A 7,243-nucleotide genomic window follows, 5' to 3' on the forward strand; every position below is an offset into this window, starting at 1 on the left:
AAACGGGGGGCTATTTCCCCTGTCTTACGGGGGCGCTTTTTTTTTGGGTTTCATACCCACCCCCAAAAAACACCCGGCCCCGGGCCTGCAGAAACGCTCATCCAGATGCAGTCCCACGGCGTTTCTCCTTGCGACTAGGGCAGGAAGCGCAGCCGGCCGTTCGTGGCGAACTGCTCGCGGAGAGCCTGCTTGTCCGCCGCGGTCATAAGCGCGTACGACGGCTCGCCGCGACCGGCCCACCAGTACACGTCGTCGGTCGTTCGCCAGCCGTCGGCCTGCATTTCCTTCTTGCGGAGCTTGTTCGAGCCGGTCGTGGGCAGCTGGTGCGACACGCGAATGTAGCGCGGAGCCCCCTTCGAGCCTAGATCTTCTTGCGTTGCAAGGAAGTCCGGCAATCCGAGGTCCTCGAAGCGCATCCGCTCGGGGATCTCGACGGCCGCCATCACCTGGTCGCCCGAGCGCGGGTCGGGAACCGCGAAGACCCCGGCCGCGACGACACCGTGGTGGCGGCGCAGGATCCGTTCGGTCAGCAGCGCGGAGATGTTCTCGCCGTCCACCCGGATCCAGTCGCCCGACCGGCCGGCGAAGTAGACGTAGCCCGCCGGATCGACGTATCCGAGGTCGCCGGTCCAGTACCAGCCGTGGCGCACGCGCTCGGCGTTGGCCGCCGGATTCTTGTAGTACCCCTCGAACTTCGCGGCGCCTTCGGTGTTGATGATCTCGCCGATGGCCTGCTCGGCGTTGAGCACCCGGCCGTGCTCGTCCAGATTCGCGGGCGGGCACGTCGCGCGGGTCTCCGGGTTGACGACGCGGACGCCCGCGTGCGCGGGCACCCCCAGCGCCGCCGGCGGCCCGTCCGGGGCCTGGTTGATCATCCCGGCGCCTTCGCTCGACCCGTAGCCCTCGTACAGCGTCGCCGCGAAGCGGCGCTTGAACTCGGCCTGGTCCTCGGGCGACGCCTCGGTGCCGAAGCCGTGCGTCAGCGTGTTGTCGGCGTCGTCCGGCTGTTCCGGCTGGCCGAGGATGTAGCCGAGCGCCTTGCCGACGTAGGTGAAGTACGTTGCGCCGTAATGGCGAACGTCATGCAGGAAGCCTGATGCGGTGAACTTCGGCGTGAGTACCACGCACGCTCCCGCGAGCAGGGCAGGCGCCCAGAGGGCCATCAACGCGTTGCCGTGGAACAGCGGCATGCAGCAGTAGCAGACGTCGTCGCGGCCGATGCGGTACTTCGCGGTGTTCTGGTACGCCAGCCCGACGAGGCGTCCTTGGGAGCAGATCGCGGCTTTCGACGCGCCGGTGGTCCCGGAGGTGAACAGCAGCAGCATCCGGGTCGCGGCCGTGATCGACGAATCCCGGGTCGGCTCGGGCCGCGCCGCCAGCTGGTCGGCGTACTCCGCCGAGTCCACGAGCAGGAAGCGGTCCCGCGCCACGCCGATGTCGAGGCCGTCGAGGATCTCCAGCCCCGCCGCATCGGTCACCACCAGCTGAAGGTCGGTGTTGCGCACCTCCTCCTCCAGGTAGGCGCCGCGGCGGGTGGGATTGATGCCCACCACCGTCGCGCCGCTGAGCGCGGCACCGCCCAGCCAGAGGATGAACTCCGGGACGTTGTCGAGGAGGATCCCGACGTGGAACGGGCGGTTCTCGTCGCGCAGCCGCCGCAGCAGGTCGGCGCGGGCGGCGCTCTCCCGGACGACCTCGTCCCAGGTCCAGGTCCGCTCCCGGGAACGAAGGCCCGGCCGGTGGTCGCCGATCCGGTCGAGCAGCAGGTCGGCGATGGTTTCTCGTCGTTCGGTCATCGGTCCTCGCCGCTTCAGGAGACGTAACCGGCCTCGGTGCCCCAGGTCTCGGAGCGCGTGGTGCCCCGGTCGACCAGGACGCAGCGCGTGCCGGTGAAGTTCGTTGGCATGCAACGGTTGTTGTGGTTGCACAGCGACCGGACGCCCGAATCGGCCTTGATCCGGTCGATCAGATCGGGCTCGCGGAGCAGCGCGCGGGCCATCGCCACGAACTCGAAGCCCTCGGCCATCGCCTGGTCCATGACCGCCCTGTTCGTGATGCCGCCGAGCAGGATCATCGGCAGCTTCACGGCGGCCCGGATCTGGCGGGCATCTTCGAGCAGATAGCCGTCCCGGTAGGGGTATTCGCGCAGCACCTTGTGGCCGACCAGCTTCACGCCGAGCTTGATCGGCTGCGGCATGACGTCGGCGAACGCCTCCAGCGGCGCGTCGCCCTTGAACAGGTACATGGGGTTGCTCAACGAGCTGCCGGCGGTCATCTCCAGGGCATCGACCGTGCCGTCGGACTCGAGCCAGCCGGTCACCGCGATCGCCTCGTCGAGCCAGAAGCCGCCCGGCACGCCGTCCTCCATGTTCATCTTGGCGATGATCGCGATCCGGTCGTCGACGGCCTCGCGGACGGCCGTCATGATCTCCCGCGCGAAACGCGCCCGGTTCTCCAGGCTTCCGCCGTAGGAATCGGTGCGGTGGTTGATCTTCGGGCTCAGGAACGAGCTGGGCAGGTAGTTGTGGCCCAGGTGCACCTCGACCGCGTCGAAGCCCGCATCGATGGCCATCCGCGCCGCCCGGGCGTGATCCCGCACGATGCGGCGCAGATCGTCCCGCGTGGCCTCCCTGGCGAAGCTGAGCGTGGTCTTGTGGAAGTGCCGGCTCGGCGACAGCGCGGGCGCGCCGTTGGCCTTGGGATTGGCGACCGGGCCACCGTGCCCGATCTGCGCCGACGCGGCGGCGCCCTCGGCGTGGACGGCGGCGGTGAGCTTCTGCAGGCCCGGCAGCGATTCCGGTGTCCACAGGATCTGGTGCCGGTCGGTACGACCTTCAGGAGACACCGCGCAGTACGCGACCGTGGTCATGCCCACGCCGCCGGCCGCGTGCCGGACGTGGAAGTCGACGAGATCCCGGGTGACCCTGCCCTTGTGGCTGAGACCTTCGTAGGTGGCGGCCTTGATGGTCCGGTTCCGGAGGGTCAGGGGTCCGATCTTCCCGGGGCTGAAGACGTCCGGGACGGGCTGGTCGGTGGTGGTCACAAGTGCTCCTGTTCCGTTTCTGTGCGGACGGTAGGTCGCCGGGGAAACCCCGCACCCTCGTCTGTCCCGCTCATCGGGAGAGGCCGGGTCAGCCGAAGAAGGCCTGGCCGCCGTCCAGGGGCACGGTGGCTCCGGTCAGGTAGCGCATGTCCGGCCCGACCAGGGCGACGACCGCGCGCCCGATGTCCGCCTCGCACTCGCCGATGCGGCCGAGCGGGATGGACTTGACGAACTCGGCGGCCTCCTCCGGGTTCCTCGCCACCCACGCCTCCAGCCCCGGGGACAGGGCGTGGGGCGCGATCGAGTTCGCGCGGATCCCGTCGCGCCCCCACTCCGCCGCCGCGGTTCTGGTGAGCGAGCGGAGTGCCTGCTTCGCCGCGGCGTACGCGCCGTAGGTCGTGGGATCCCAGCGCACCATCGCGGAGGTGACGAGGTTGACGATGGATCCGCCGCCGCGGGCCTTCATGTGCGGGTGGCAGGCCTTCATGAACGCGAACGCGGCGAACGGCGCGGTCCGGAAACCTCGCTGGAAGTCGTCGTCGCTCATCGACAGCAGCGGCCCGTAGTGGCCGGTGTAGGCGTTGTTGACGAGCACGTCGACGCCGCCCAGCGTGCGGACGACCTGCTCCACCAGCGGCGGGATGGCGGCGGTGTCCGCCACGTCGACCGTGAACGGCACGGCCTCGGCGCCGCGTTCGCGGATCAGCTCGCAGGTGGCGCTCAGCTTCGCCTCGGTGCGCCCGACCACCGCCACGGCCGCGCCCTCCCCGGCCAGCGCGAGCGCGATGCCCTGCCCGACGCCTTGCCCTGCCCCGGTGACCAGCGCGACCTTGCCTTGCAAGATGCCCATGCGGCGACTCCCAGATCGACGTGTGCTGCGCCTGCTCCGCAAACAGTGGGGCGGATCGCGGCGGAGCCGAGCGGACCGTCCCGCTCAGCGGGAAAACGGGCGAGCGAGGGTCCCGATGAACGGAAACCTGCGCCTGTTGTCCGCACCGGGTGCCGCACGATTTGATGCGCTCAACGTCCCGGTCAGCAGCTGGAGGAACGCCACACATGAGCACGACCGAACCTGCTGCCGTCATGACCGCCCTGACCGGGCCTGGCGGTGCTTTCGAACTCGCCGAAGAGGACGTGCTCGGCGCGCGGCTGCCGGTGTTCAAGAACCGGGCCGGGTCGCTCGCCGAGATCATCGCCGGCTCCACCGGGCGCGGCGACCGCGACTACATCGTGACGGCCGAGCGGCGGATCTCCTTCCGCGAGCACGCCGAGCAGGTCGCCGCGCTGGCCACGGCGTTGCGGGAGGAGCACGGCGTCGGCAAGGGCGATCGGGTCGCGATCGCCGCCGCCAACACGCCGGAATGGATCCTCGCGTTCTGGGCCACGATGGCCGTGGGCGGCGTCGCCGTCGGGTTCAACGCCTGGTGGTCGGCCCGCGAGCTGGAGTACGGCGTCGGGCTCGTCGAGCCGACCGTGATCGTCGCCGACGCCAAACGCGCCGCCCTGCTGGAAAACGGCTCCGTTCCGCTGCTTCGGATGGAGCGGCAGGTCGGCGACCTGATCCAGCGGTACGCGGGCGCACCGCTGCCCGTGGTGGAGGTGGCCGAGGACGACCCCGCGATCGTCCTGTTCACCAGCGGGACCTCCGGCCGCCCCAAGGGCGCCGTCCACTCGCACCGCAACGTGTGCTCGGTCATCGAGTACCACCGCATGAACGACGCTCTCGCCACGGCGCTCCCCGACCCGGTCGACCCGCGGGACCGGCGATACCTGTTGGCGCTGCCCCTGTTCCACATCGCCAGCCTGCACAACTTGGCGGTGCCGCGGCTCGCGACCGGCAGCACCGTCGTCATGCACCAGGGCGCCTTCGACGTGGACGCGGTGCTCGGCCTGGTGGCGCGGGAGCGGGTGACCAACTGGGGCGCGGTGCCGACGCAGGCCCACCGGCTGCTGGAGCACGGTGACGTGTCGAAGTACGACCTCTCGGCCCTCACCGCGTTCTCCCTCGCCTCCGCGCCGTCGTCCGCGGCGTTCAAGCAGCGGCTGCGGGAGAAGTTCCCGGTGGCGGAGAAGTCCCTTGTGGACAGCTACGGGATGACCGAGACCTGCACGGCCCTCACGGCCGCCAGTCCGGTGGATCTCGCCGAGGCGCCTGGCACCCTCGGCCGGCCGATCGCGGGCGTCCAGCTCGAAATCCGTGACCCGTTCGGAAGACCCTTGCCGGAAGGCGAAGAGGGCGAGGTGTGCGTCCGCAGCGCCTACAACATGCTCGGCTACTGGAACGACCCGAAGGCGACGGGCAACACCATCCGGGAGGACCGGTGGCTGCACACCGGCGACATCGGGGTGGTCGAGCGGGGCAGGCTCCGGCTCAGCAGCCGGCGCTCGGATCTGATCATCCGCGGCGGGGAGAACGTCTATCCGGCGGAGATCGAGGGCGTCCTCGCCGAGCACCCGAAGGTTCAGGAGTGCGCTGTGCTGGGCGTCCCGCACGCCGACCTCGGCCAGGAGGTGTTCGCGGTGGTGGTCACCGCGCCCGGCAGCGGGCTCACCGAGGAGGAGCTGCGCGACTACGCCCGGGAACAGCTGGCCTACTTCAAGGTGCCGTCGCGGTGGCGGATCACCCACGACCGGCTGCCGCGCAACGCCACGGGCAAGGTGATCCGAACCGCGGTCCGCAAGGACGTCTAGTGCCCCGCCGAGGCACGTCGGCGGCCGCAAATGCGTGATCAATGACCGCCTGCGATGCGAGCATCGCCGCGGCGGCCGCGGCGGGGATCGCGGTCGCGGCCTGTTCGAGCACGAGCAGCCGTGCACCAGCGATCTCGCGAAGCCCCCGGCCGTTCCGCTCCGGCTGAACGACCGGGCCCTCGCACCCGGATTCCCCGGGGGCTTGCGCGCTGATCGTCCGACGACGCCGGGCGTCGTCCCGAGGTTCAGTTCGGCTGGCCGGTGCGAGCGTCGCGAGCGAAAGTACTGATGAGGAGCTCGGATAGCATGCGTGCGTCCGCGCTGAACGCGATGTGCGCGTTGGGTTCCTGCGGCGCGTCCAGGCGGGTGTCGATGACCGTTCGGCCGATGGTGAGCGAGCTGGTCGTGTCCACCGCGACGGGCAGGTGCCGCGTGGTGACGACCTCGGGCCGCACGAGGTAGGCCGTGCAGAGCACGTCGTGCACCGGTGCCGCGTGCTCGATCGTCATCGCCGACGCGTAGGCGTCGATCCGGCGCCTGATGATCCGGGCGGACGCGATTCCTGCTGGTGTCGCCAGCTTTTCGAGCGCGTCGCAGTCCTCCAGCGTGATCAGCGCTTGGTGGGTCGCGTCCAGCGTCACGAGGGTAAGGCGATCGAAGCCGGCCGAGAGGACGATGGCCGCCGCTTCGGGGTCGGCCCAGACGTTGAACTCGGCGGATGCGGTCACGTTGGTGACACCGTGGCCACCGCCCATGACGACCAACTCGTCGACGGCTTCGGTCAAAGACGGGTCGATCGCGAGCGCAGTGGCGATGTTGCTCAACGGACCGACCGGGACCAAGGTGAGCCGCTCGGTGGTCGATCGCAGTGTTTCCACCAGGTACTCGACGGCTCCGGTGTCCCGAACCTTGCTGTGCGGGGCCGGAATCGGCAGCTCGCTGCCGTGCGGGTCCTGATCGGTGTCCCGTTCGAAATGCCTCCCCCCGGGGAAACCCCGGCGGGCGACGGGCCTCGACAGGCCTGCGAAGACCGGGATGTCCGGCCTCCCGATCCAGTCCAGGACCCGCAGCGTGTTGTCCGTGGTGTTCTCCAGCGGCACATTGCCGTTGACCGTGGTTATGCCTATCAGATCGAGATCGGGGTGCAGCGCGGCGAACATGATGGCGACGGCATCGTCCGTGCCGGTGTCGACATCGAGGATGATCTTGCGGCCCATGGAGAAATCCCTTCGACTCCGGTTCGCACCGAGCCGGCGAACCAGCGTCCAGTAGATCAAGAACGGGAACGGGCCGATCATGCCTCCCGTCCAAGCGGTGCTGCGGCCTCCACCGTTTCAGGATGGCTCCGGGCACGCTCGTCCCGGATCCACCCCACACCGCCGCCAGTCGCGCGAAACCGGCACTCCTCGTGAGGGCGGGGCGGGGGGGTGGGGGGCGGGACGCCGCCCCCCCCCCCCCCGCCCCCCCCCCCGCCGCGGGGGGCCCCCCCGGGGGCGGCCGCGCGCGGGG

Annotated in this window: 5 protein-coding genes; 1 reads left to right on the plus strand and 4 read right to left on the minus strand. The window is 70.1% G+C overall.

From position 1 onward, the window contains the following. Positions 1–134: 134 nt before the first annotated feature. The 3 genes from AB0I53_RS46400 to AB0I53_RS46410 all read right to left on the minus strand — a co-directional run bounded on the left by AB0I53_RS46400 (position 135) and on the right by AB0I53_RS46410 (position 3,893). On the minus strand, positions 135–1,796 hold the full coding sequence (locus AB0I53_RS46400; protein ID WP_358616744.1) for an AMP-binding protein: 1,662 nt from the start codon (positions 1,794–1,796) through the stop codon (positions 135–137). 14 nt (positions 1,797–1,810) lie between these two features. Beyond that, a complete protein-coding gene (locus tag AB0I53_RS46405) occupies positions 1,811–3,043 on the minus strand; it encodes an NADH:flavin oxidoreductase (protein ID WP_358616747.1) in 1,233 nt (410 codons plus the stop codon). An 88-nt stretch (positions 3,044–3,131) separates the two neighbouring features. Then, a complete protein-coding gene (locus tag AB0I53_RS46410) occupies positions 3,132–3,893 on the minus strand; it encodes an SDR family oxidoreductase (RefSeq protein ID WP_358616750.1) in 762 nt (253 codons plus the stop codon). Positions 3,894–4,099: 206 nt separating this feature from the next. On the opposite strand from AB0I53_RS46410, the gene AB0I53_RS46415 reads away from it, so the two are divergent. After that, the gene (locus AB0I53_RS46415) at positions 4,100–5,734 is read left to right on the plus strand and encodes a class I adenylate-forming enzyme family protein (protein WP_358616753.1); all 1,635 of its coding nucleotides are present in this window, start codon (positions 4,100–4,102) and stop codon (positions 5,732–5,734) included. A gap of 245 nt (positions 5,735–5,979) precedes the next feature. Here the strand turns inward: AB0I53_RS46415 and AB0I53_RS46420 are convergent, their stop codons facing one another. Continuing rightward, a complete protein-coding gene (locus tag AB0I53_RS46420) occupies positions 5,980–6,951 on the minus strand; it encodes a nucleoside hydrolase (protein WP_358616755.1) in 972 nt (323 codons plus the stop codon). Positions 6,952–7,243 lie beyond the last annotated feature (292 nt).

This window comes from Saccharopolyspora sp. NPDC050389 (assembly GCF_040655595.1).
In the GTDB taxonomy this organism is placed as follows: domain Bacteria; phylum Actinomycetota; class Actinomycetes; order Mycobacteriales; family Pseudonocardiaceae; genus Saccharopolyspora.

Coding starts and splice junctions, on each gene's coding strand:
- AB0I53_RS46400 (WP_358616744.1), bottom strand. CDS start 1,796: ATGACCGAACGACGAGAAACCATCGCCGACCTGCTGCTCGACCGGATC.
- AB0I53_RS46410 (WP_358616750.1), bottom strand. CDS start 3,893: ATGGGCATCTTGCAAGGCAAGGTCGCGCTGGTCACCGGGGCAGGGCAA.
- AB0I53_RS46415 (WP_358616753.1), top strand. CDS start 4,100: ATGAGCACGACCGAACCTGCTGCCGTCATGACCGCCCTGACCGGGCCT.
- AB0I53_RS46420 (WP_358616755.1), bottom strand. CDS start 6,951: ATGGGCCGCAAGATCATCCTCGATGTCGACACCGGCACGGACGATGCC.